The 22,910-nt window shown below is 57.4% G+C and carries 14 protein-coding genes, 2 tRNA genes and 4 rRNA genes; 14 read left to right on the top strand and 6 right to left on the bottom strand.

Annotation, left to right across the window (positions count from 1 at the left end; genetic code table 11):
* Positions 1-498: 498 nt before the first annotated feature.
* From ACYZT4_RS20395 to rrf (ACYZT4_RS20370), 6 genes are all read left to right on the top strand, one after another.
* Positions 499-2,035 (top strand): 16S ribosomal RNA (locus ACYZT4_RS20395).
* An 82-nt stretch (positions 2,036-2,117) separates the two neighbouring features.
* A tRNA-Ile gene (locus ACYZT4_RS20390) sits at positions 2,118-2,194 on the top strand.
* Positions 2,195-2,222: 28 nt separating this feature from the next.
* Positions 2,223-2,298 (top strand) — tRNA-Ala (locus tag ACYZT4_RS20385).
* A 248-nt stretch (positions 2,299-2,546) separates the two neighbouring features.
* A 23S ribosomal RNA gene (locus ACYZT4_RS20380) occupies positions 2,547-5,438 on the top strand.
* A gap of 151 nt (positions 5,439-5,589) precedes the next feature.
* A 5S ribosomal RNA gene (gene rrf / locus ACYZT4_RS20375) occupies positions 5,590-5,705 on the top strand.
* A 104-nt stretch (positions 5,706-5,809) separates the two neighbouring features.
* Positions 5,810-5,925, top strand: a 5S ribosomal RNA gene (gene rrf, locus ACYZT4_RS20370).
* The 16S, 23S and 5S rRNA genes sit together here with 2 tRNA genes alongside, the layout of an rRNA operon.
* Positions 5,926-5,991: 66 nt before the next feature.
* Here the strand turns inward: rrf (ACYZT4_RS20370) and ACYZT4_RS20365 are convergent.
* From ACYZT4_RS20365 to ACYZT4_RS20345, 5 genes are all read right to left on the bottom strand, one after another.
* Positions 5,992-6,459, bottom strand: a complete 468-nt coding sequence (locus ACYZT4_RS20365) for an SRPBCC family protein (protein ID WP_461982668.1) — start codon at positions 6,457-6,459, stop codon at positions 5,992-5,994.
* Between the two features lie 22 nt (positions 6,460-6,481).
* Positions 6,482-9,898 (bottom strand): amino acid adenylation domain-containing protein, encoded by a 3,417-nt coding sequence (locus ACYZT4_RS20360; protein WP_461982667.1) that lies wholly within the window; start codon positions 9,896-9,898, stop codon positions 6,482-6,484.
* A 13-nt stretch (positions 9,899-9,911) separates the two neighbouring features.
* On the bottom strand, positions 9,912-10,841 hold the full coding sequence (locus ACYZT4_RS20355) for a diiron oxygenase (protein WP_461982666.1): 930 nt from the start codon (positions 10,839-10,841) through the stop codon (positions 9,912-9,914).
* Positions 10,838-11,614 carry a DUF3050 domain-containing protein gene (locus ACYZT4_RS20350; protein ID WP_461982665.1) on the bottom strand — a complete coding sequence of 259 codons (777 nt, stop codon included), beginning with the start codon at positions 11,612-11,614 and terminating at the stop codon, positions 10,838-10,840. The genes ACYZT4_RS20355 and ACYZT4_RS20350 overlap by 4 nt, the downstream gene beginning before the upstream one ends.
* A gap of 645 nt (positions 11,615-12,259) precedes the next feature.
* Positions 12,260-12,970 carry a GntR family transcriptional regulator gene (locus tag ACYZT4_RS20345; RefSeq protein WP_461982664.1) on the bottom strand — a complete coding sequence of 237 codons (711 nt, stop codon included), beginning with the start codon at positions 12,968-12,970 and terminating at the stop codon, positions 12,260-12,262.
* Positions 12,971-13,170: 200 nt separating this feature from the next.
* Between ACYZT4_RS20345 and lapG the strand changes: the two genes are divergently transcribed.
* Together lapG and lapD are read left to right on the top strand one after the other, a co-directional pair.
* Complete coding sequence (lapG, locus tag ACYZT4_RS20340; protein ID WP_461982663.1) at positions 13,171-13,863, top strand: cysteine protease LapG; 693 nt, start codon at positions 13,171-13,173, stop codon at positions 13,861-13,863.
* A gap of 14 nt (positions 13,864-13,877) precedes the next feature.
* The gene (lapD, locus tag ACYZT4_RS20335; protein ID WP_461982662.1) at positions 13,878-15,824 is read left to right on the top strand and encodes a cyclic di-GMP receptor LapD; all 1,947 of its coding nucleotides are present in this window, start codon (positions 13,878-13,880) and stop codon (positions 15,822-15,824) included.
* Between the two features lie 145 nt (positions 15,825-15,969).
* Here lapD and ACYZT4_RS20330 read toward each other — a convergent pair whose 3' ends face one another.
* Positions 15,970-16,335 (bottom strand): tryptophan synthase subunit beta, encoded by a 366-nt coding sequence (locus ACYZT4_RS20330; RefSeq protein WP_461982661.1) that lies wholly within the window; start codon positions 16,333-16,335, stop codon positions 15,970-15,972.
* A 230-nt stretch (positions 16,336-16,565) separates the two neighbouring features.
* On the opposite strand from ACYZT4_RS20330, the gene ACYZT4_RS20325 reads away from it, so the two are divergent.
* The 6 genes from ACYZT4_RS20325 (at position 16,566) to ACYZT4_RS20300 (ending at position 22,889) form a co-directional block, all read left to right on the top strand.
* Positions 16,566-17,453: a TauD/TfdA dioxygenase family protein gene (locus ACYZT4_RS20325; protein ID WP_461982659.1), complete on the top strand. Its 888-nt coding sequence runs from the start codon at positions 16,566-16,568 to the stop codon at positions 17,451-17,453.
* A gap of 18 nt (positions 17,454-17,471) precedes the next feature.
* Positions 17,472-18,497, top strand: a complete 1,026-nt coding sequence (locus ACYZT4_RS20320; protein ID WP_461982658.1) for an ABC transporter substrate-binding protein — start codon at positions 17,472-17,474, stop codon at positions 18,495-18,497.
* Between the two features lie 5 nt (positions 18,498-18,502).
* The gene (locus ACYZT4_RS20315; RefSeq protein WP_461982656.1) at positions 18,503-19,363 is read left to right on the top strand and encodes an ABC transporter ATP-binding protein; all 861 of its coding nucleotides are present in this window, start codon (positions 18,503-18,505) and stop codon (positions 19,361-19,363) included.
* 21 nt (positions 19,364-19,384) lie between these two features.
* A complete protein-coding gene (locus ACYZT4_RS20310; RefSeq protein WP_461982654.1) occupies positions 19,385-20,251 on the top strand; it encodes an ABC transporter permease in 867 nt (288 codons plus the stop codon).
* Positions 20,252-20,328: 77 nt separating this feature from the next.
* Positions 20,329-21,252 carry a LysR family transcriptional regulator gene (locus ACYZT4_RS20305; protein ID WP_461982652.1) on the top strand — a complete coding sequence of 308 codons (924 nt, stop codon included), beginning with the start codon at positions 20,329-20,331 and terminating at the stop codon, positions 21,250-21,252.
* Positions 21,253-21,353: 101 nt separating this feature from the next.
* Positions 21,354-22,889, top strand: coding sequence for an MFS transporter (locus ACYZT4_RS20300; RefSeq protein ID WP_461982650.1), 1,536 nt, complete (start codon positions 21,354-21,356; stop codon positions 22,887-22,889).
* The last annotated feature ends 21 nt before the right edge of the window (positions 22,890-22,910 follow it).

Raw genomic sequence — 22,910 nt, 5'->3', positions numbered from 1 at the left:
GAAAGGCCAAATAAGGGCTTGACGGCAGATTCTGGACGTCTATAATTCGCCCCACTTCCGGCGCAGTCGAAACGGAAAACTCCTTGGTAAACAAAGAGTTACGCAGTTTTCGACAGCGAGTTGCTTCAGGTTATCGAAGCCAAAAGGGAGTTGAAAAAGAGGTGTTGACAGCAGCGAGTAACGCTGTAGAATTCGCCTCCCGCTGACGAGAGATCGGAAGCGCAAGTGGTTGAAGTTGCAAAGGAAACTTTGAAAACTTCTGAAAATAACCGCTTGACAGAAACAGAGGACGCTGTAGAATGCGCGCCTCGGTTGAGACGAAAGATCTTAACCACCCGCTCTTTAACAACTGAATCAAGCAATTCGTGTGGGTGCTTGTGGAGTCAGACTGATAGTCAACAAGATTATCAGCATCACAAGTTACTCCGCGAGAAATCAAAGATGTAACCAACGATTGCTGAGCCAAGTTTAGGGTTTCTTAAAAACCCAAAGATGTTTGAACTGAAGAGTTTGATCATGGCTCAGATTGAACGCTGGCGGCAGGCCTAACACATGCAAGTCGAGCGGTAGAGAGAAGCTTGCTTCTCTTGAGAGCGGCGGACGGGTGAGTAATGCCTAGGAATCTGCCTGGTAGTGGGGGATAACGCTCGGAAACGGACGCTAATACCGCATACGTCCTACGGGAGAAAGCAGGGGACCTTCGGGCCTTGCGCTATCAGATGAGCCTAGGTCGGATTAGCTAGTTGGTGAGGTAATGGCTCACCAAGGCGACGATCCGTAACTGGTCTGAGAGGATGATCAGTCACACTGGAACTGAGACACGGTCCAGACTCCTACGGGAGGCAGCAGTGGGGAATATTGGACAATGGGCGAAAGCCTGATCCAGCCATGCCGCGTGTGTGAAGAAGGTCTTCGGATTGTAAAGCACTTTAAGTTGGGAGGAAGGGCAGTAAATTAATACTTTGCTGTTTTGACGTTACCGACAGAATAAGCACCGGCTAACTCTGTGCCAGCAGCCGCGGTAATACAGAGGGTGCAAGCGTTAATCGGAATTACTGGGCGTAAAGCGCGCGTAGGTGGTTCGTTAAGTTGGATGTGAAATCCCCGGGCTCAACCTGGGAACTGCATTCAAAACTGACGAGCTAGAGTATGGTAGAGGGTGGTGGAATTTCCTGTGTAGCGGTGAAATGCGTAGATATAGGAAGGAACACCAGTGGCGAAGGCGACCACCTGGACTGATACTGACACTGAGGTGCGAAAGCGTGGGGAGCAAACAGGATTAGATACCCTGGTAGTCCACGCCGTAAACGATGTCAACTAGCCGTTGGGAGCCTTGAGCTCTTAGTGGCGCAGCTAACGCATTAAGTTGACCGCCTGGGGAGTACGGCCGCAAGGTTAAAACTCAAATGAATTGACGGGGGCCCGCACAAGCGGTGGAGCATGTGGTTTAATTCGAAGCAACGCGAAGAACCTTACCAGGCCTTGACATCCAATGAACTTTCCAGAGATGGATTGGTGCCTTCGGGAACATTGAGACAGGTGCTGCATGGCTGTCGTCAGCTCGTGTCGTGAGATGTTGGGTTAAGTCCCGTAACGAGCGCAACCCTTGTCCTTAGTTACCAGCACGTTAAGGTGGGCACTCTAAGGAGACTGCCGGTGACAAACCGGAGGAAGGTGGGGATGACGTCAAGTCATCATGGCCCTTACGGCCTGGGCTACACACGTGCTACAATGGTCGGTACAGAGGGTTGCCAAGCCGCGAGGTGGAGCTAATCCCAGAAAACCGATCGTAGTCCGGATCGCAGTCTGCAACTCGACTGCGTGAAGTCGGAATCGCTAGTAATCGCGAATCAGAATGTCGCGGTGAATACGTTCCCGGGCCTTGTACACACCGCCCGTCACACCATGGGAGTGGGTTGCACCAGAAGTAGCTAGTCTAACCTTCGGGAGGACGGTTACCACGGTGTGATTCATGACTGGGGTGAAGTCGTAACAAGGTAGCCGTAGGGGAACCTGCGGCTGGATCACCTCCTTAATCGACGACATCAGCTGCTCCATGAGCTCCCACACGAATTGCTTGATTCATTGAAGAAGACGAAAAGAAGCAGCCCGAAATTGGGTCTGTAGCTCAGTTGGTTAGAGCGCACCCCTGATAAGGGTGAGGTCGGCAGTTCGAATCTGCCCAGACCCACCAATTTTTGTGTGGGAACCTGTAGCAATACGGGGCCATAGCTCAGCTGGGAGAGCGCCTGCCTTGCACGCAGGAGGTCAACGGTTCGATCCCGTTTGGCTCCACCACTACTGCTTCTGATTGTGTAGAGTTTAGAAATGAGCATTCCATCGAAGGATGGTGAATGTTGATTTCTAGTCTTTGACTAGTTCGTTCTTTAAAAATTTGGGTATGTGATAGAAAGATAGACTGGACGTTACTTTCACTGGTAACGGATCAGGCTAAGGTAAAATTTGTGAGTTGCTCTTAATTGAGTATTATCGAATTTTCGGCGAATGTCGTCTTCACAGTATAACCAGATTGCTTGGGGTTATATGGTCAAGTGAAGAAGCGCATACGGTGGATGCCTTGGCAGTCAGAGGCGATGAAAGACGTGGTAGCCTGCGAAAAGCTTCGGGGAGTCGGCAAACAGACTTTGATCCGGAGATGTCTGAATGGGGGAACCCACCTAACATAAGTTAGGTATCTTAAGCTGAATACATAGGCTTAAGAAGCGAACCAGGGGAACTGAAACATCTAAGTACCCTGAGGAAAAGAAATCAACCGAGATTCCCTTAGTAGTGGCGAGCGAACGGGGACTAGCCCTTAAGTGGCTTTGAGATTAGCGGAACGCTCTGGAAAGTGCGGCCATAGTGGGTGATAGCCCTGTACGCGAAAATCTCTTGGTCATGAAATCGAGTAGGACGGAGCACGAGAAACTTTGTCTGAATATGGGGGGACCATCCTCCAAGGCTAAATACTACTGACTGACCGATAGTGAACTAGTACCGTGAGGGAAAGGCGAAAAGAACCCCGGAGAGGGGAGTGAAATAGATCCTGAAACCGTATGCGTACAAGCAGTGGGAGCCCACTTTGTTGGGTGACTGCGTACCTTTTGTATAATGGGTCAGCGACTTATTTTCAGTGGCGAGCTTAACCGAATAGGGGAGGCGTAGCGAAAGCGAGTCTTAATAGGGCGTCTAGTCGCTGGGAATAGACCCGAAACCGGGCGATCTATCCATGGGCAGGTTGAAGGTTGGGTAACACTAACTGGAGGACCGAACCGACTACCGTTGAAAAGTTAGCGGATGACCTGTGGATCGGAGTGAAAGGCTAATCAAGCTCGGAGATAGCTGGTTCTCCTCGAAAGCTATTTAGGTAGCGCCTCATGTATCACTGTAGGGGGTAGAGCACTGTTTCGGCTAGGGGGTCATCCCGACTTACCAAACCGATGCAAACTCCGAATACCTACAAGTGCCGAGCATGGGAGACACACGGCGGGTGCTAACGTCCGTCGTGAAAAGGGAAACAACCCAGACCGTCAGCTAAGGTCCCAAAGTTATGGTTAAGTGGGAAACGATGTGGGAAGGCTTAGACAGCTAGGAGGTTGGCTTAGAAGCAGCCACCCTTTAAAGAAAGCGTAATAGCTCACTAGTCGAGTCGGCCTGCGCGGAAGATGTAACGGGGCTCAAACCATACACCGAAGCTACGGGTATCACTTAGGTGATGCGGTAGAGGAGCGTTCTGTAAGCCTGTGAAGGTGAGTTGAGAAGCTTGCTGGAGGTATCAGAAGTGCGAATGCTGACATGAGTAACGACAATGGGTGTGAAAAACACCCACGCCGAAAGACCAAGGTTTCCTGCGCAACGTTAATCGACGCAGGGTTAGTCGGTCCCTAAGGCGAGGCTGAAAAGCGTAGTCGATGGAAAACAGGTTAATATTCCTGTACTTCTGGTTATTGCGATGGAGGGACGGAGAAGGCTAGGCCAGCTTGGCGTTGGTTGTCCAAGTTTAAGGTGGTAGGCTGGACTCTTAGGTAAATCCGGGAGTCTAAGGCCGAGAGCTGATGACGAGTTACCCTTTGGGTGACGAAGTGGTTGATGCCATGCTTCCAAGAAAAGCTTCTAAGCTTCAGGTAACCAGGAACCGTACCCCAAACCGACACAGGTGGTTGGGTAGAGAATACCAAGGCGCTTGAGAGAACTCGGGTGAAGGAACTAGGCAAAATGGCACCGTAACTTCGGGAGAAGGTGCGCCGGTGAGGGTGAAGGACTTGCTCCGTAAGCTCATGCCGGTCGAAGATACCAGGCCGCTGCGACTGTTTATTAAAAACACAGCACTCTGCAAACACGAAAGTGGACGTATAGGGTGTGACGCCTGCCCGGTGCCGGAAGGTTAATTGATGGGGTTAGCTAACGCGAAGCTCTTGATCGAAGCCCCGGTAAACGGCGGCCGTAACTATAACGGTCCTAAGGTAGCGAAATTCCTTGTCGGGTAAGTTCCGACCTGCACGAATGGCGTAACGATGGCGGCGCTGTCTCCACCCGAGACTCAGTGAAATTGAAATCGCTGTGAAGATGCAGTGTATCCGCGGCTAGACGGAAAGACCCCGTGAACCTTTACTATAGCTTTGCACTGGACTTTGAATTTGCTTGTGTAGGATAGGTGGGAGGCTTTGAAGCGTGGACGCCAGTTCGCGTGGAGCCAACCTTGAAATACCACCCTGGCAACTTTGAGGTTCTAACTCAGGTCCGTTATCCGGATCGAGGACAGTGTATGGTGGGTAGTTTGACTGGGGCGGTCTCCTCCTAAAGAGTAACGGAGGAGTACGAAGGTGCGCTCAGACCGGTCGGAAATCGGTCGTAGAGTATAAAGGCAAAAGCGCGCTTGACTGCGAGACAGACACGTCGAGCAGGTACGAAAGTAGGTCTTAGTGATCCGGTGGTTCTGTATGGAAGGGCCATCGCTCAACGGATAAAAGGTACTCCGGGGATAACAGGCTGATACCGCCCAAGAGTTCATATCGACGGCGGTGTTTGGCACCTCGATGTCGGCTCATCACATCCTGGGGCTGAAGCCGGTCCCAAGGGTATGGCTGTTCGCCATTTAAAGTGGTACGCGAGCTGGGTTTAGAACGTCGTGAGACAGTTCGGTCCCTATCTGCCGTGGACGTTTGAGATTTGAGAGGGGCTGCTCCTAGTACGAGAGGACCGGAGTGGACGAACCTCTGGTGTTCCGGTTGTCACGCCAGTGGCATTGCCGGGTAGCTATGTTCGGAATAGATAACCGCTGAAAGCATCTAAGCGGGAAACTAGCCTCAAGATGAGATCTCACTGGGACCTTGAGTCCCCTGAAGGGCCGTCGAAGACTACGACGTTGATAGGTTGGGTGTGTAAGCGCTGTGAGGCGTTGAGCTAACCAATACTAATTGCCCGTGAGGCTTGACCATATAACACCCAAGCAATTTGCTTGCTCTAACGAGCACCAGATTGCGGTGTGTGAAGACGAAACGAACCGAAAGTTCGATCTCGCAAAAACACCGAAAGCTATCACATACCCATTTGCTGAAACGTCGAAAGACGCGTCGGCACACCGAATTTCTTGACGACCATAGAGCATTGGAACCACCTGATCCCATCCCGAACTCAGCAGTGAAACGATGCATCGCCGATGGTAGTGTGGGGTTTCCCCATGTGAGAGTAGGTCATCGTCAAGATTAAATTCCGAAACCCCAATTGCGAAAGCAATTGGGGTTTTGTTTTAGTAGAAGTCATCTATTTTGCTGGCACGTTACCGAGTAACGGGCTGGTCACAGAATTTCTTGACGACCATAGAGCATTGGAACCACCTGATCCCATCCCGAACTCAGCAGTGAAACGATGCATCGCCGATGGTAGTGTGGGGTTTCCCCATGTGAGAGTAGGTCATCGTCAAGATTGAATTCCGAAACCCCTGCCTGCTAACGCAGACAGGGGTTTTGTCGTTTCAGGCTTACCGAAAGCCTACGCAAATAGCTTCAACACATTCCCCATCGCATCATCAGCAAAGTCCTGCACGAAATCCTTGAACGCTGGCATTGCCTCGGCGCCCCCCTGAGCCGGTTCGGCGATAATGGTCCAGGTTGCCCGTGATTCACCTTCACCCAGCGGTTCAACCGTCATCGCCGCCCACAAATGGGCCACTCCCAGCGTGTTGTAGATCGTGGTCCAGGTCATGCTCAATGCCTGGTCATCTCGTGAGTTGAGCTGCTCGACCACCAGGTTGCCGTCCTTGAAAAATTTCTTGCGCAGGGACGACATGCCAACGCCAGTCATCTCGATGTGCGAAAGCGCCGGGATGAACCGATCGAAACCGGCAAAGTTGCCGACCACCGCCCAGACTTTTGCGGCCTCTGCCGGCACCTCCACCGAAGACACAACGTGGCAGCCTTCAGCATTTCTGATCAGGGTATCGGGTTGCAGGGTTTTCATGGTTTTGCTCCGGTTGAGTGAATCAGATGAAGTTGATTTCTTTCAGGTAATCGCAGCCGCGACGCAGCAGCGCCCGGGATTTTTCCGGGTAGTGCGCGCCCATCTGCCGTACGCCGGCCTGAGCGTTGTCATGACCAATCATCGAGATGTCGCCGATGTCTTCCTCGAAGCCGTTGAGGTAGAAACCCAGCACGCCGAACAGCGCGTTGTCGCCGTCAACCCGGCCCAGTTGCTGTTGCCAGTCAGCGACGCTGACCATGGAGAATTCCCGACCGGCCTCACGGAAGGACGCAACGTAATCGTCCCAACTCAAGGGCTCCGGGTTATGCAGGTTGAACACCGCTTTTTCCGCTGAATACCGGCTGGCATGGAAGGCGATGAAGCGGGCAAGGAAATCCACCGGCATCAGGTCGAAATTCAGTGCGAATTCCGGCACCTGACCAAGCTGGATTGAGCCCTTGAGCATCAGCATCAATCGGTTCTTGTGCGGCTGGCAGACGCCCGACAAGCTGTTGAAGCTAATGTTGCCGGGGCGATACACGTTGACCCGAACCCCAAGCTCCCGGGCCCGCTCAAGAATGCATTCACCGACCCACTTCGACAGGTTGTAGCCATTCTTGATGTAGATCGGCGGCGTGTGCGCGGCGGGCAGTTCGAGCACCTGGCCATCGTCGGAAATCGTGCTCGACGCTGACAGTGTCGAAACGAAATTAAAGATTTTTTTACTGCGCCCTTCGCACAAGCGCAGGCACTCGAAAATCGGCTCGACGTTGTCCCGTGCCAGCGACTCGTAATCGAGCACGTGATTGACGTTGGCTGCGTTGTGCACCAAGGCGCCGAACTCGCGATCCAGTCGCTCGTAAACATCCATATCAAGCCCCAGCGCGGGCTGTGTGATGTCCGCCGCATAGACCCGCACCCGACTCAGATCCAGATGCTCCAGACGGTTCTCACGCAATGCATGGGTGAATCGTTCAGCTGCCGATTGGCCACCGCCATCGCGCACCAGACACGCCACTTCACTGGCGCCCCACGTCAGCAGCGCCTCGACGATGTGCACACCGACAAAACTGTTGGCGCCGGTGACGATCACGTTGTGCACATCGCCCATACGGCTGACGGGCAGCGGCTGTATGTCCAGTTCGCGGAAGGCATCGGCCAGGGCTTGTTCACTCAACACTTCTTCAGTGCCGGAGCCGCGCACCAGCGTTGCCAGTTTGGCGATGGTCGGCAGCTCGATGAAGCGATTGATCGAGATGCTGCGCCCGAACTCCTCACGCAATCGCAACAACATGCGCGACAGCAATATTGAATGACCACCCAGATTGAAGAAGCTTTCGTCGGTAGATATATCGGTGGGTGGCAGCTCCAGCAACTCAGCCCAGATCTCCAGCAGCAGCGCTTCATCAGCGCTGGCCGGCAAACGCCGCGACGCGTTCTCTGCCAGATTGACGGGCAACGCCAGCAGCACTTTACGATCAACTTTGCCATTGCTGGCGGCCGGCATGCTCGCCAGTTCGGTCCACGCCGCAGGCTGCATGTAGTCCGGTAGAAACAGCGCGGCATGTGCTTTCAGCGCTTCACGGGCAGCGCCCGGTTGAGCCTCTTGAGGCTGGGCGAGGAACGCCAGAATTCGCCGCTGGCTGTCGATGACCACCGCCACCTGGCGGTACAACTGACTGTCGCGCAGGCAGCGTTCGATCTCTTCGGGCTCGACCCTAAAGCCACGAATCTTCACCTGATTATCCAGACGTCCACAGAGTTCGACACCTGCGCCGGTCCACTTCGCCGTGTCGCCGGTGCGGTAGGCGCGCAGGCTAGAACCGTTCGGCAGATTCAAATTCAAATAGCGTTCGGCGGTCTGTTGCGGATTATTCAGATAACCCAGGCACACACCCGGTCCGACGATGTACAACTCGCCGACGGTCTGTTCAGCGACCGGCTGAAACTCCTCGTCGAGTATCAGCACCTGACTGTTGGCGATTGGCGCGCCGAGCGTGCGATTGCTGTCGCCGGCGCGCAGTTGTCTTGCGGTGATCAGCACCGTCGCTTCGGTCGGGCCGTATAGGTTGTAGAGGTTGCCCTGACGGCTGAGCTGCTCGATGACATAGGGTTCGCAAACGTCGCCACCGGTCATCACATGGTCCAGGCACTGCAATTGCTCCAGCGGCAAAATGCTCAACAAGGCTGGCGGCAAAAACGCATGGCTCAATTGCTGGTGGCGGATCAGTTCCACCAGTTGCAGCGGGTCGCGGCGTTGATCGTCGCTGGGCACGATCAGCTCGGCGCCTTGCAGCAGGGTCGGGAAGATATCGATCAGCGACGAGTCGAAGCTCAATGATGAAAACTGCAGCACGCGGCTGCGTTCGGTCAGGTGCACATAATCGGCGTACCACGCCGTGAAGTGCGCGAGGTTGGCCTGGCTCAGCAATACGCCCTTGGGATGCCCGGTAGTGCCCGAGGTGTAGAGCGCCATGCAGGGCGCATCGAGATCGGGGCGCTGATGCATCAGCGGTTGATCGAGGTCCGCACTCTCGATGTCGATCGCGCTGATGTCCAGGCTGGGCATCTCATCCGCCAGCGGGTGCTGCCCGTCATGCAGTAACAACACGGCGCCGGCGTTCGACAGAATGAAGTGCTGACGCTGCATGGGATGGCTCGGTTCCAGCGGCAGGTACACCGCGCCATTGCCGAGAATCGCCAGGATTCCCGCATACAAGGCGCTGCACTTCGGCAGGCAGATCCCGATCACTAACGGCCCGTCGTGCCGCTCAAGCAACGGTTGCAGGTGCTGTGCAATGGCGCGGCTGTGAGCGTGCAACTGGCGATAGCTGAGGGACGTGCCGGCGATGCTCAGCGCCGGCCTGTCGGCGGACTGAATGAAGCGTTGCTCAAGGCGCTGGATCATCGGGACCTGAGCGAGCTGCAGCAATCGAGGCTCAGCGGTGGTATTGAGCTGATGCACATAGGCGAGGCTCTCGAGAAACAGCAGGCTTTCCTCGCGCTCGAAAGGAACAGTCGTCGCCGGAGCAGCCAGCAAAAAATAATCCGCGTCACGGCAGAAACGACTGACCAGCAACGCCACGTGATCCACCAGGTCCGCCACCACTCGCAGACGCAACGCCTGGCCGTTGCCCGACAGTTCATCGGCAATCGGTAGTCGTGTGAGCAATTGCGCATCGTGCCGGTACAGCAAATCCAGCCCAGGCAGCCCTGAAGCACTCGGCACACCGACGCCCAGGCGCAGCGCCAATCGCGGTGCATCGCTGCACGGTTGAATCGGCAGGCTGCCATCCTCGATCAGCAAATCCGCGTGGCCCAGCGGTTGACCGTCCGCAGCCGACAGCCGCGTCAGTGAGTGCCCGTGTTGTTCGAGTTCCCGCGCCAGCTCGCTCAGGGCCTGGCTCTGTCCGATAAGCAGAATGTCGAGACGTCTCATGATGTGCTCCTCGTTAAACCAGATAGTCGCTCAGGGCTTCTTGCACGCCCGCTGAATCGAGCAGCGAACTGCTGCGGAAAAACCGCACGATGTTGGCGACCAGCGGGTGATGACGGTTGATCGGGAAAGCCAGCCCCGATACTTCACTTCTGAGTGCGCGACACGCGGCCTCGCTGATCTGCAAGGACTCGATCAGGTGGAAGTCGAAGGATTTCTGGATGTCGTTGGTCAGGTAATGGCCGATGAACACCGGCAGAATCTGGGCGATGCACTGACGGTCTTCTTCACTTGCGGTGTGCCAGTAGATGCGCACCAACCGCGCCCAGAATCCGGAATGCCGGCCTTCGTCGAGCAAGTGATCGGCCATCAAGCCCTTGATTGATTGCTTGACCGTATCGTCCTTGGCGAACGCTGCGACATCGCCGGTCACGGTGTTTTCGGCGATGGCCACGCAGATCAGTTCCACCGCGCTGCGCAGGTGCTCGGGTGCGAGTGCGACGGCGGCGGGGATCGCCCGGCTGAGCTCGATTTCATCCGGCAATTCGATCGGCATGATGCCGGTCATGGTGACGGTCTGCTGCATGAAATCCATTGCCACCAATGCGTGGTAATCCTCGTCCACCACCACGGTCATCGCGTCGTAGCGGCAGGCGAACGGGAAGGCTACGGCGAAGCGATTCTTGGCGATGCTGCGCGCGGTTTTGTCGACGATCTCGGTTTCGAAAATCACCACGTCGTTGATGAATTTGTAAAGCGTCTGCACCAGGGCGAAGTCTCGTTGCTCCGGGCATTCGCGCAGGAAGGTTTCGCTCAACACCAGCGGCTGGCGGCTGAGCGGATAGATCAGCTTGTCGTCGTTCTCCAGCACGCGACGCGGGCGGGTGCGGATGGTCGCGCGGCTTTCCCAGGTGTCGGCGAAGGATTGGTAGTCGGCGGCATTCATGCGTTCACCTCCGCCACTGGTTCGCTCATGCTCAGGCGCAAGCCGTCCCACAGGGCGATACGGCTTTCCACGGCGGCGATGGCGCTGGCATACACGTCTTCTTGACGTTGCGGATCGCCATCGACCAGTCGCGCCAGCAGTTGTTCTGCGGCCGGGCCGTGGTCTTCGGAATCGACTTCGATGTGCCGCTCCAGGTAGTAACGGAAGGTTGGTGCCTGTTCAATGCCGATGCCCCAATCGTCGAGAATGCGCTGGAACATCTGCGGAATGACGCTCTCACGGCCATGCAGAAACGCCGCCGCAACGCTGTGGCCCGGCGCGTGCAGTGCGGTGTGCAAGGTGTGGCGCACGAATTGCGCGGCGGCCGGGTCGACGTCTACGCTTTGCAGCGCCACTTCAAAACTCACGCCTTCCTGCTGCAACGCCACGAAGCGCTCGACCGCGACTGTGCTGGCACCCACTTCGCGCATCGCATCCAGGTACAACTCGAAATGGCTGTAATGACCGTGAGGCGGGCGGTCATCGGATTCTTCACCCAGCACGATTTCATTGATCAACCTTGCAGCCTGCGGATCTCTTGGTGGCAGCCAGGGCAATTGAACGCACGTCAGTTCCTGTTGCAGGCGCTTGGTCAGCGACATGAAATCCCACACGGCAAAAACATGGGTTTCCATGAAGCGTTGGAGTACCGAAAGCGAATGTATTTCAGCGAAAATCGGATGAGCGCTAAGCGCTGCTTTCTTCTGATCAAGACGGTCTTTAGTCGATTTCATGTCGGGCCTATAAGTTGTCTGCAATAACGTGAAGTCAATAAGTAGCGGGAACATTTAGTTTGTCGAAGGTGAACGAATACCTCGAATGAACTGGGCGGCTCTGGTGTTGTTAAATTGTTTAGTAACGGCGTTGCAGCCTGTAATCATTGATGGCGAAGAAAAACTAATACACGAACAAAGCAATGAGCAAGTTAATTTTCGACTAATTTAAAGTCCAGTTTTTCACGGCGCGACAAGTTCCAATAAAACTTTTAACTTGAGTTTTATTCAGGCGTAGTTGCTCCTTCCGGCTTATATAAGTCGAAATTGGAATAAAGAGCGAATGCCTCACTCGAGCAACTTTCTTAGGGAGATCAGTAGTGTGATTTTAGGGGGTGGAAGTTGGCCGGGACGCCGATGCTTCCTTTCCCGTGGCAAGACTCCTTCCGTAGGTTCTTGATGCGGGGACTGCACCGCTCATGCGGTGTATCGCCCGTTTATTAGTTAGTGGCAGACCAAGAGTGAGCGTAAATCGAGGCAGCCGCTATCTCCGGCGCGGCATACGGTCGGTGCGTTGATCCAGCTCGGGGGAAAAGGCAGGCGTGCGCGGTCGCGGCAAGCGCCGACGAGCAGGTCAATCTGCTCGTTCAGGCCTGCAGCCACGAATTATTTCGAGGGTTTCCGGCTTTTTGCTTCCGGGCTTGCAAGGTAGCGGGTAATGACCTCGACGCCGCGATTGAGGTGATGTTCGAGCAGCTGGATCGTGAGCTCGACGTCTCGGTCTTGCGCCGCACGCAACAAAGCCCGGTGATCGTCCTGGGACAGTTGGCCCAAGCCCATGGCTTCCAGGTTAAAGCGCAAAAAGCGTTCTTCTTCGTTCAACCCGTCTTCGATCAGCCTCAACAGCCGGCGATTAGGCGCTTTGCTATAGAGCACCATGTGGAAGAGACGGTTGAGTCGGCCGATCTCGGTGTAATCGTGTTGCGTTTCCAGTTCGTCGATGTAGCGGGCTGCCTGCTCGAAATCTTCCTCAGTGAGCAAAGGGATCGACCGGCGCAGTGCTTCGGATTCCAGGAGGATCCGCAACTCGTACGTTTCAGCGGCATCTCCCTGAACCAGCGGCGCGACTACCGCACCTTTATGGGCGACCACATTGAGCAGTGTTTGCGCTTCGAGTTGGCGCAACGCTTCACGCACCGGCATGCGGCTGACCCCGAACAGGTCGGCCAGGTCTTGCTGCCGCAGGGCGGTACCGCAAGGAATTCGACCGTCGAGAATGGCGGCGCGCAGGGTTTCTTCGATGACCGAGCGAGCCAGGTGAGCGGGAATCGGCCCGTTGACCTTGATACTGCTGAGAGGGTTGGGCTTTTGTGTCACTACAACGCACCCTGATTGACTGAAGAAATTTGGATCCAAGAGGACACTAGTGACTGCCCGGCAGGTTGTCAAACGCGCCTGAAGGAGCGGCTTACACCTCAAAGTCTAGCGCGCTGCGGGTGATCTCACTGTGCCATTGTCTTTTAACCGGCTAACCTTCACCATCAATCGATTCCACCTGCCTGACTGGAAATCTCCCATTGGCGGTACGTTTCGCGATCCCTCGGACTTTGCGCTGGCTGTGCTGCGCGTTGCTGCTGGCCGGTACCTTGCCGGGCGGCCTGCATGCCGATTGGGATTTTTCCCAGATCAGCCGTAAGGCGCAGGCATTGTACGGGCCATTGGGCGCAGGGCAGCAGCGCATTGATGCCTGGCAGCATTTGCTGGCCACGCAGAAGCAGCTCAGCGAGCTGGAGCAGCTCAATGTGGTCAACCTGTTCTTCAATAAACAGGTGCGCTACGAAGAGGACATCGATCTGTGGCACCAGGTCGACTACTGGGAAACCCCGATTGAAGCCTTGTGGAAAGGCGCCGGTGACTGCGAAGACTACGCCATCGCCAAGTATTTCAGCCTGCGCCACCTCGGCGTTTCCAGCGATAAACTGCGCATCACGTACGTCAAGGCTTTGAGTCTGAACCGCGCCCACATGGTGCTGACGTATTACGCCAGCGCGGAAGCCGTGCCGCTGGTGCTCGACAGTTTGATCGACACAATCAAACCTGCGAGCCAACGAACCGATCTGCTGCCGGTCTACGCTTTTAATGCCGAAGGGGTTTGGTTGCCGGGCGCCAAGGGCAACAAGAAGGTCAGTGACACCAAACGCTTGTCCCGGTGGCAGGATGTGTTGAAAAAAATGCAGGCGGAAGGTTTTCCGATCGAGACGATTAACTAGGAGCACGCGCTCAGATGTCCTTGTTCAAACAACTGTTGCTCGCAATCTGTCTGTTCCTGGTGGTCGCCTTCACTGGCAGCTTCATGGTCAGCCTCGAGAGCTCCCGCACCCAGTACGTCAACCAGTTGCGCTCCCACGCGCAGGACGCCGCGACGGCGCTGGCGCTGTCGTTGACGCCGAACATCGACGACCCGGCGATGGTCGAATTGCTCGTCAGCTCGATTTTCGACAGCGGTTATTACGCGAGCATCCGCGTGGTAGACCTGTCGAACGACAAGACGCTGGTCGAGCGCAGCGGCATTCCTGCGGTGAACAATGTGCCCGACTGGTTCGTCAAACTGATCGGCCTCGAGCCGGCGGGCGGCGACGCGATTGTCAGCCGTGGCTGGGAACAGGCGGCTCGGGTCGAAGTGGTCAGCCATCCAATGTTTGCGCTGGCCAAGTTGTGGCAGAGCGCCTTGGGCAGCCTCGGCTGGTTGTTGCTGTGCGGCGCGGTGAGTGCGGCACTGGGCGCGATGCTGCTGCGCCGGCAGTTGAAACCGTTGGACTACATGGTCCAGCAATCCCACGCCATTGCCCGCCGCGAATTCCTCAGCCTGCCCGACCTGCCGCGCACCCCGGAATTACGCCGCGTGGTGCAGGCCATGAACCAGATGGTCGAGAAGCTTAAGGCGCTGTTTCAGGAACAGGCCGAGCGCAGTGAAAAATTGCGTGACGAGTCCTATCAGGACAGCTTGACCGGGTTGGCCAACCGACGTTATTTCGAGATGCAGCTGAATGCGCGGGTGAGCAATCCGGAACAGGCGAGTTCGGGTTATCTGTTGCTGTTGCGGGTCAAGGACCTCGCAGGTTTGAACCAGCGCCTGGGCGGTCAACACACCGACAATTTATTGATCGCGGTCGGTGAACAACTGTCCCGCGAGTGCGCCAAACACCCTGAAACGCTGAACCTGGTCACGCGGATCCGCGGTGGCGAGTTCGCCGTGCTGGCACCAGGATTGGTCCACGCTGAAGCGCTGCAACTGGCGCACAACCTCGACACATCCCTGACCAGCCTGCATGCAACCGGCGCCACCGATGTGGCTGCCGTGGCGTACATCGGGCTGGTGCCATTCGTGTTTGGCGACTCTGCGCAGGCGGTGCTCGGCCTGGCGGATCAGGCGCTGGCGCAAGCGGAAGGCCAGGGCGATACGCGGTGGGTGTGCCTGGATCGCATGGCGTCGACGAACGTCGGCGATGATCATCATGCCTGGCACAACCTGCTTGATCAGGCGCTGAATCAGCGGCGCTTCGAGCTGTATTTCCAGGCGGTCGTGGCCAGTCACGACCCGACGCTGGTGCTGCATTACAAAGTGCTGTCGCGCCTGATCGACGATCAAGGCCAAGCGATTCCTGCGGGACGCTTCCTGCCGTGGCTTGAGCGTTTCGGCTGGGCGGCGCGGCTCGATCGCCTGATGCTGGAGCGGGTGCTCGAGCAAATGGCTGGCCATGAAGCATCGCTTGCGCTGAACCTGTCGTCGGCGACACTGGCCAATCCGCAGGCACTGGGCAAAGTCTTCGATATTTTGCGCACGCACTCCAACCTCGGCCCGCGCCTGACCCTGGAAATCGGCGAGGAACAACTGCCCGAGCAAGCGAAGCTGGAAGACCTGACGCGGCGCCTGCGGGAAATCGGCTTCTCGCTGAGCCTGCAACATTTTGGCGGGCGTTTCAGCATGATCGGCAACCTGGCGCGGCTCGGGTTGGCGTATTTGAAGATAGACGGCGTGTACATCCGCGCGATTGATCAGGAGAGTGACAAGCGCCTGTTTATCGAGGCGATACAGCGGGCGGCGCACAGCATTGATCTGCCGCTGATTGCCGAGCGGGTCGAGACCGAAGGCGAATTGTCGGTCATTCGCGAGATGGGGATTTATGGCGTGCAAGGGCGGTTGTTTGGGGAGCCGAAGCCTTGGCAGTGATCGTTGTTTAGCCTGTGACGCCGCCATCGCTGGCAAGCCAGCTCCCACAAGAATCATTGTCGATCACAAATAAACGATCGACCAGAAACCTGTGGGAGCCAGCTTGCCGGCGATGGCGTTTGAACAGACGACAAAAACCAAACGCCTAGATCAACCCCGCATCATCGTCATCCACCAAATGACTCAACCCCCCCAAAGCCTCCCGGGCCTGTGACCGGTCCATCAGCTTGGCTTGCGCCGCCGCCGGCAAATCGGTCACGCGGATCACACCCTTGTCGGTCAGCACCTGAATCAAGTCGTCGAGTACCCGGATCATGTCCAGGTCGCTCTGTTTCAGTTGCTTGAGCTGTTTGATCTGCTGCAATTGTTTGTGACTGGTTTCCATCACTTCATTGGCAAACCATTCCTGCAGGTCCGGGTGATCGGCGTCCAGCGTATCGCTGGCCCCGGTGAATGCCTCGGCTTCCACGCGCATCAATTGGCCGTCTGCATTGCGTTGCACGTAGAACATGGAGCATCCCTCACGAGTTGAGCAGCGTCATCCTGTCAGCAGCATAGGCGAAATAAGCCATATGGTTATTCGCTAACGGTATTTAAATTTCAATTCTTATATCTATAAAGTCAACTCACTGCGTACTTGCCGACCATTCGGCACGTCGCACGAAACGAACCAACACGGGACCTCCGTGAGTTTCTGATCGACGCGTGCACCCTCGAGCGTGCCGTGCGTGGGAGTGATTAATGTCTGTTGTCTCTGCAAGCCAAAGCGTCGCGCCGCAAATTTTCGACATCCGCCCCTTCAGTGGCGCCGTCGGGGCCGAAATCGTCGGTCTCGACTTATCCCGCCCGATCAATGATCAGGACTTCGCCCGCATCCACCGCGCGCACCTGGATCATCACGTGGTGGTGTTCCGCAACCAGCGCATTACCCCTGAACAACAAATTGAATTCAGCCGCCGTTTCGGCGTGTTGCAGATCCACGTGCTCAAGCAGTTCCTGCTGGCCGGGCACCCGGAAATTCTCATCGTTTCCAACATCATTGAGAATGGCCAATCCATCGGCCTCGGTGACGCCGGCAAGTTCTGGCACTCCGACCTGTCCTATAAAGAGCTGCCAAGCCTGGGCTCGATGCTGCACGCTCAGGAATTGCCGTCCGAAGGCGGCGACACGCTGTTCGCCGACATGCACAAAGCCTGGGACAACCTGCCCGACGCGCTGCGCAAGGCCGTCGAAGGCCGCTCGGCGGCGCACTCCTACACGGCACGCTACAGCGAGACCAAATTCGAAGGCAACTGGCGCCCGACATTGACGCCGGAACAACTGGCGCAGGTCGCTGAAGTCGTTCATCCCATTGTGCGTACTCACCCGGAAAACGGCCGCAAGGCGATATTCGTCAGCGAAGGCTTTACGACCCGCATCGTCGGTTTACCGGACGACGAAAGCAAGCAACTGCTGGACGAACTCTACGCCCACAGCGTGTTGCCGCAAAACATCTACCGCCATCAGTGGCAGCCCCACGACCTGGTGTTCTGGGACAACCGCTCGCTGATCCACCTCGCCGCCGGATGCCCCAGCCATCTGCGCCGCAAGTTGTATCGCACCACCATCCAGGGCGACGCGCCTTTCTGATTTGTCGGAGAAACACCCATGTCCAGACGTCTTCCATTTGCCCCGCTGGCCGCGGCCATCGGCCTGGGTTTCAGCTTGCTCGCCGGCAGCCTGGCGGCGCCGACTGTGGCCCACGCCGAAGGTGAAATCCGTATCGCCGAACAATTCGGCATCGTTTATCTGTTGCTCAACGTGGTGCGCGATCAGAACCTGATCGAGAAGTACGGCAAACAGGAAGGCATCGACATCAAGGTTGACTGGACGCAGCTGTCCGGCGGCGCGGCGGTCAACGATGCGTTGCTCTCCGGTTCCATCGACATTGCCGGTGCCGGCGTCGGCCCGCTGCTGACTATCTGGGACCGTACCCACGGTAAACAAAACGTCAAAGCCGTCGCCTCCCTCGGCAATTTCCCGTACTACCTGGTGAGCAACAATCCCAAGGTCAAAACCATTGCCGACTTCACCGAGAAGGACCGCATTGCGGTGCCGGCGGTGGGCGTTTCGGTGCAGTCGCGCTTCCTGCAATACGCCGCTGCCAAGCAGTGGGGCGACAAGGAATTCGATCGCCTCGACAAGTACACCATTGCGCTCCCGCACCCGGACGCTACGGCGGCGCTGATTGCCGGCGGCACCGAGCTGACCGGGCACTTCTCAAATCCGCCGTTCCAGGATCAGGCGTTGGCCAACCCAAACGTACACGTGGTGCTCAACACGTACGACCTGCTCGGCCCGAACTCGCCGACGGTGCTGTTCGCCACCGAGAAATTCCGCAACGACAACCCGAAAACCTACAAGGCATTCGTCGAAGCGCTGACCGAAGCCGCGCAGTTTGCGCAGAACGATAAAGGCGCCGCCGCTGACACGTATATCCGCGTGACCAAGGCAAAAATCGACCGCGCCGAGTTGCTGAAAATCATCGACAACCCGCAGTTCGAATTCAGCGTCACGCCGAAAAATACCTACCCGCTCGCCGAGTTCCTCTACCGCGTCGGCGCGATCAAAAACAAACCGGACTCGTGGAAGGATTATTTCTTCCAGGATGCCAAACCGCTGCAAGGGAGCTGACCGACATGAATGCCCCTTTGCAAGGCCACACGGTCAGCAAACCGAACGCAGCAACCCAGGCGTTGCTGTCGGTCGACAATGTCAGCCTCGAATACCGCACGCCGCAGCGTGTGGTGCGAGCCACCCACCAAGTCAGTTTTGAAATCGATCCGGCGGACCGTTTTGTTTTGCTCGGGCCGTCCGGTTGCGGCAAGTCGACGTTGCTCAAGGCCGCCGCCGGATTCATCCAGCCGGTCGAAGGAGAAATCCGCCTGCTCGGCCAGCGTGTTGACGCGCCAGGGCCGGACCGGATCGTGGTGTTCCAGGAGTTCGATCAGCTGCCACCGTGGAAAACCGTCAAACAGAACGTGATGTTTCCGCTGCTGGCATCAAAAACCCTCAAGCGCAAAGAGGCCGAAGAACGCGCGCTGCACTACCTCGAAAAAGTCGGGCTGACGGCGTTTGCCGATGCGTATCCGCACACCTTGTCCGGCGGCATGAAAGCCCGGGTCGCCATTGCTCGCGCGTTGGCGATGCAGCCGAAAATCCTGCTGATGGACGAACCCTTCGCCGCCCTCGACGCGCTGACCCGACGCAAGATGCAGGAAGAATTGCTGCTGCTCTGGGAAGAGGTGCGCTTCACCCTGCTGTTCGTCACGCACTCCATCGAAGAAGCGCTGGTGGTGGGCAATCGCATCCTGTTGTTGTCGCCGCATCCGGGTCGGGTGCGCGCCGAAGTCCACAGCCATCAATATGATCTGCACAGTCTCGGCGGCGTGGCGTTTCAGGAATCGGCGCGGCGGATTCATCGCTTGCTGTTCGATGAAGGTCAGTCGCCGGAAACCGAGCGCGAGCTGGATTTCGCCGACATTCGCATCGCTTACTGAGCCGTTGAGAGGAGAGCCCCGATGAGCCAGTTATCATCCGCGCGTGAAGAATTTGAAACCGATTTGCAGCCGCTCACCAGCGTGCCGCTGGAACGTGAATTACCGCTCGGGCAGCGTCTGTGGCAACAGGGCTGGGTGCGCAAAAGCCTGATTCTGATTTTGCTCGCGGTGCTGTGGGAAGTGGTGGCGCGCATTCAGAACAACGACTTGCTGCTGCCGAGTTTTCTGCAAACCAGCAGCGCGCTTTACGACGGCCTGCTTAGCGGCGAATTGCTGAGCAAGGTGTGGATCTCTCTGGTGGTGCTGCTCAAGGGTTACCTGATTGGCATCGTTTTGGCATTCGCGCTGACCACCTTGGCAGTGTCAACGCAGTTCGGTCGCGATCTGCTGAGCACGTTGACCTCGATGTTCAACCCACTGCCGGCGATTGCCCTGCTGCCACTGGCGTTGTTGTGGTTTGGCCTGGGGCAGAACAGCCTTATTTTCGTGCTGGTGCATTCGGTGCTGTGGGCCTTGGCGTTGAACACCTATGCCGGGTTCCTCGGCGTCTCGGAAACCCTGCGCATGGCCGGGCGCAATTACGGGCTGAAGGGCATGCGCTTTGTGCTGTTCATCCTGATTCCGGCCGCACTGCCGTCGATTCTTGCCGGGCTGAAAATCGGCTGGGCGTTTGCCTGGCGTACGTTGATCGCGGCTGAATTGGTATTTGGCGCCACCAGTGGCAAGGGTGGGTTGGGCTGGTACATCTTTCAGAATCGTAATGAGCTGTACACCGACAAAGTGTTTGCCGGGTTGGCAGTGGTGATCCTGATCGGGTTGCTGGTGGAGAACCTGGTGTTCGACACGTTGGAGCGGATGACGGTGAAGCGGTGGGGGATGCAGCGCTAGTTCAGATAAATCGCGTGCATCTTTTGATCTGTTAGCATTGCGTCTGAATCAATCCAGTTCAGTCACGAGTGCTCAGCATGCAACTCCCGGACATGAATCTTCTGGTCGCCCTCGATGCCTTGCTCGACGAAGGCAGCGTGGTGGGTGCCGCGCGGCGAATGAACCTCAGTCCGGCGGCCATGAGTCGCACGCTAACGCGCATCCGCGAGGCAATCGGCGATCCGATTCTGGTGCGCGCCGGCCGCGGCCTGGTGCCAACGCCCAAGGCGCTGGCGCTGCGCGAGCAGGTGCGGGATGTGGTGGAGCAGGCCGCGTTGCTGTTCCGCTCCGCCGATGAAGTGGAGCTGGGCAGTTTGCGTCGACGCTTCAGCATTCGCGCCAATGATTTCTTTGTCGGCGTCTACGGCGGCAAGCTGTTCGCCGCCATGGAGCGCCTGGCACCGCACTGCGAATTGCGCTTTGTCCCGGAGGGCGATGGCGATGACGAAGCGTTGCGTGAAGGCCGCATCGATTTAAACGTGAGCAACAATCGGCCGGTGATGCCGGAAGTCAAAGTGCAGAACCTTTTCTCCACACACTTCGTCGGACTGGCTCGTGAAGATCACCCTTTGTTTGACCAGGAAATCACCGCCGAGCGCTACGCCGGGTTTTCCCATATCAGCATGTCTCGGCGCGGGATCGCTCGGGGGCCGATCGATGCCGCGCTCAACGCTCTGGGGCTGGAACGGCGGGTGGCGGTGATTGCGCCGAGTTTCCATGCGGCGATGTTCGCCTTGCCCGATTCCGACCTGATTCTACCGGTGCCCAAGGAAGCATTGCTGAGCGTGGGGCGACTGGGCTTGAAACTGCGTTCGTTCACGCTGCCGATCCCCTTGCCGACCCTGATGCTGACCCAAGCCTGGCACCCGCGATTCGACAAGGACCCGGCCCATCGTTGGATGCGCGAGACGCTCAAGGCGTGTTGCGATGAGACCTGGCAGGCCGCGCAACCTTTGCTCTGATAGTTGCGTTATACGCACTTATAAAATGTAAATAAGTTGATTTTCGTCAGGTATCACACTTTTTAAAATGTTCCGGTATTCAATCCCGGAGCTTGCACTTCATGACTTCCCTCACGGTCCCGGCACCTCTCGCCGCGGCCAGCCCAATCGCCGTGACACCACCGGTCTTCGGCCCGCGGATCATCATCGGTCTGGTGGGCGTGTTGCTGGCGGTGCTGGTGTCGGGCCTTAACGAAATGGTGACCAAAGTCGCCCTGGCCGATATTCGCGGTGCCTTCTCCATCGGCTACGACGAAGGCACCTGGCTGGTCGCGTGTTACGCGGCGACGTCGGTGGCGGCGGCGGCCTTCGCGCCGTGGTGCGCGGTGACCTTGTCGTTGCGGCGCTTCACCCTCTGCGCGATCAGCGTGTTTACTTTGCTGGGCGTGCTGTGCCCATTTGCCCCGAACTACGAAAGCCTGTTGCTGATGCGCACCGTGCAAGGTCTGGCGGGTGGCGCGTTGCCGCCGATGCTGATGACCGTCGCGCTGCGTTTTTTGCCGGCGAACGTGAAGGTGTATGGCCTCGCCGGTTATGCCCTGACGGCAACATTCGGCCCCGGCCTCGGCACGCCGCTGGCCGGGTTGTGGACCGAGCATGTCGGCTGGCAATGGACCTTCTGGCAAATCATCGCGCCGTGCCTGATCGCCATGGCGGCGGTGGCTTACGGCATACCTCAGGACCCATTGCGTCTGGAGCGTTTCAAGCACTTCAACTGGCGCGGACTGCTGTTGGGTTTCCCGGCGATCTGCATGCTGGTGATCGGCATCTTGCAGGGCAATCGCCTGGACTGGTTCGAGTCGAGCCTGATCTGCGGCTTGCTTGGCGGCGGGATGCTGTTGCTGGTGCTGTTCCTGATCAACGAGTGGTCGCAACCGATCCCGTTTTTCAAGATGCAGATGCTCGGCATCCGCAACCTGTCGTTCGCCTTGCTGACCCTCGCTGGCGTACTGGTGATCCTGCTGGCGGTGATCATTATTCCGTCCAGTTACCTCGCGCAGGTCCAGGGTTATCGGCCGGTGCAGACTGCGCCGATCACGCTGCTGGCGGCGCTGCCACAGTTGATCGCGTTGCCGCTGGTGGCGGCGCTGTGCAACCTGCGATGGGTCGATTGCCGTTGGGTGCTGGGCATCGGCCTGAGCCTGCTGGCGCTGTCGTGCATCGGCGGTTCGCTGCTGACGTCGGAGTGGATTCGCGACGATTTCTACGTGCTGCAATTGCTGCAAATCTTCGGGCAACCGATGGCGGTGTTGCCGCTGTTGATGCTGGCGACCGGCAGCATCCACCCGATGGAAGGGCCGTTCGCCTCGGCGTGGTTCAACACCGTCAAGGGCCTGTCGGCGGTGATCGCCACCGGGCTGATCGACGCACTGACCACGGCGCGGCTGCACTTCCATTCGACCATGTTGGTGGACCGCCTCGGCAACTCGCCGCTGGCCGACAGCGACGTCCAGGGTCTTGCCCACCGCTTGCATGAGCAGGCCGTGGTGCTCACCGCATCGGACCTTTATCTGTGCATGAGCGGCATCGCCCTGGCGCTGATTCTGCTGATTTTCTGGCTGCCAACGCGGATCTTCCCGCCGCGTGCACCGACATGAATGCTCCACTGACACTGAAGG

Source organism: Pseudomonas sp. GB2N2 (genome assembly GCF_054897705.1).
The sequence above is the reverse complement of the archived record's forward strand: the minus strand, read 5'-3'. Positions and strand labels throughout refer to the sequence as shown.